Raw genomic sequence first — 1,641 nt, forward strand, 5'->3', positions numbered from 1 at the left:
CACTGCGGTCGACGAAACACCTTTCTCTGCTTTCTTTTCCTGGCATGACATGCCCATGTAGTTAAAGCCCATTTCAGGCGGCATGGATTGCTGGAAGGTCTCTTCCAATGCCTTCATCGCTTGCGACGAGCTATAGCCCGGCGCCGCGGCCGCGTTGATTTGCGCCGAGCGATACTCGTTAAAGCGCAACGTGAATTCCGGTCCGTTGATGTTTTTGATCGTGGCCAGAGCATCGAGTGGAACGGGGTCGTTGTTCGAATTGCGAACATAGAACTGACCCACATTCTTCGGGTCGTCGCGGTAATCGCCTTCCGCCTCGATGTAGGTCTGCCAGGTCCGTCCGAAGCGGTTGAAATAGTTGACAAAATAACCACCCATGAAGGTCTGTAGTGTTTGGTAGACCTCGCCTATGTCGATACCTTGCTTGAGCACCTTGTCGCGATCGACGTCCACAAAGAGCTGCGGCACGTTAGGCAGAAACGTTGAGAAGAGTCCGGCAAGTTCCGGACGTTTTTGCGCGGCGGCCATAAACTTCTGTAAATTCTCGGCAAGAAACCCAATGTCTTTTCCGGCACGGTCTTGCAACAGAAAGGTAACCCCGCCGGAGGTACCTACGCCGGGGATAGCAGGTGGCGGAAACGCAAAAGCAATCCCGTCAGTAAAACCGGCCAGCTCCTTGTTTATCCGCAGCTTGATTACCTCGTATTGTTCCTCCGGCTTCTTTCGCTCCTCCCACGGCTGCAGGGTGACGAAGAAGAAGGCGCTATAAGTATCCTGAACGATGCTAAGAAGGCTAAACCCGACGACAGCCGTAGTGTATTTGATGCCCGGTATTTTACTGAGAACATCTTCGATTTTACGCGCCGCCTCATCCGTGCGATCGAGCGACGCGGCATCCGGTAGTTGCAGCGCCATATAAATGTAGCCCTGATCTTCTTCGGGAAGGAAGCTTCGCGGTAGCTTCCCGCCGAACCATCCCGCACCCACAAAAAAGAGCACGAGCAATCCAAGACTGAGCGCACTTTTTCGGATGGCATGGCGCGACCAATTGACGTAACCATTCGTTACGCTGCTAAAGACGCGATTGAAGCCGCCAAAGAACCAGCCGAGCGGGCCACGGGCTTTCTTGCGCGGACGAAGCAACAACGCAGAAAGCGCTGGACTTAGGGAAAGTGCATTAAAGGCGGAAATGATAACCGCCACTGCAATGGTTATTGCAAACTGCTGGTATAATCTCCCGGTGATCCCCGGAAGAAACACCGTAGGTATAAAGACCGCAGCAAGCACACAGGCGACACCTATCACCGGCCCAGATACCTGACGCATTGCCAGCAATGTGGCTTCGCGTGGCGCCATGCCATGTTCTATGTGATGCTCGACGGCTTCGACCACAACAATGGCATCATCGACCACCAGGCCGATGGCCAGTATTAGCCCGAAAAGCGAAAGCGTATTGATCGAGAATCCGAATAAAGGAAATAATACAAACGTTCCAACCAGTGAAACCGGCACGGCGCAGAGCGGAATAAGAGTTGCACGCCAACCTTGTAGAAAGATGAATACGACAACAACCACGAACAGAATCGCCTCCACCAGTGTCTTAACGATCTCGCGCATCCCTTCGCGCACGGAATCCGTCTG

At 53.4% G+C, this 1,641-nt stretch carries 1 protein-coding gene; it reads right to left on the reverse strand.

Annotation, left to right across the window (positions count from 1 at the left end; genetic code table 11):
• On the reverse strand, nt 1-1,641 hold a 1,641-nt coding region (locus DMG62_24530; protein PYY19516.1), incomplete at both ends, for a hydrophobe/amphiphile efflux-1 family RND transporter.

This window comes from Acidobacteriota bacterium (assembly GCA_003225175.1).
Taxonomy (GTDB): Bacteria; Acidobacteriota; Terriglobia; order Terriglobales; family Acidobacteriaceae; genus Gp1-AA112.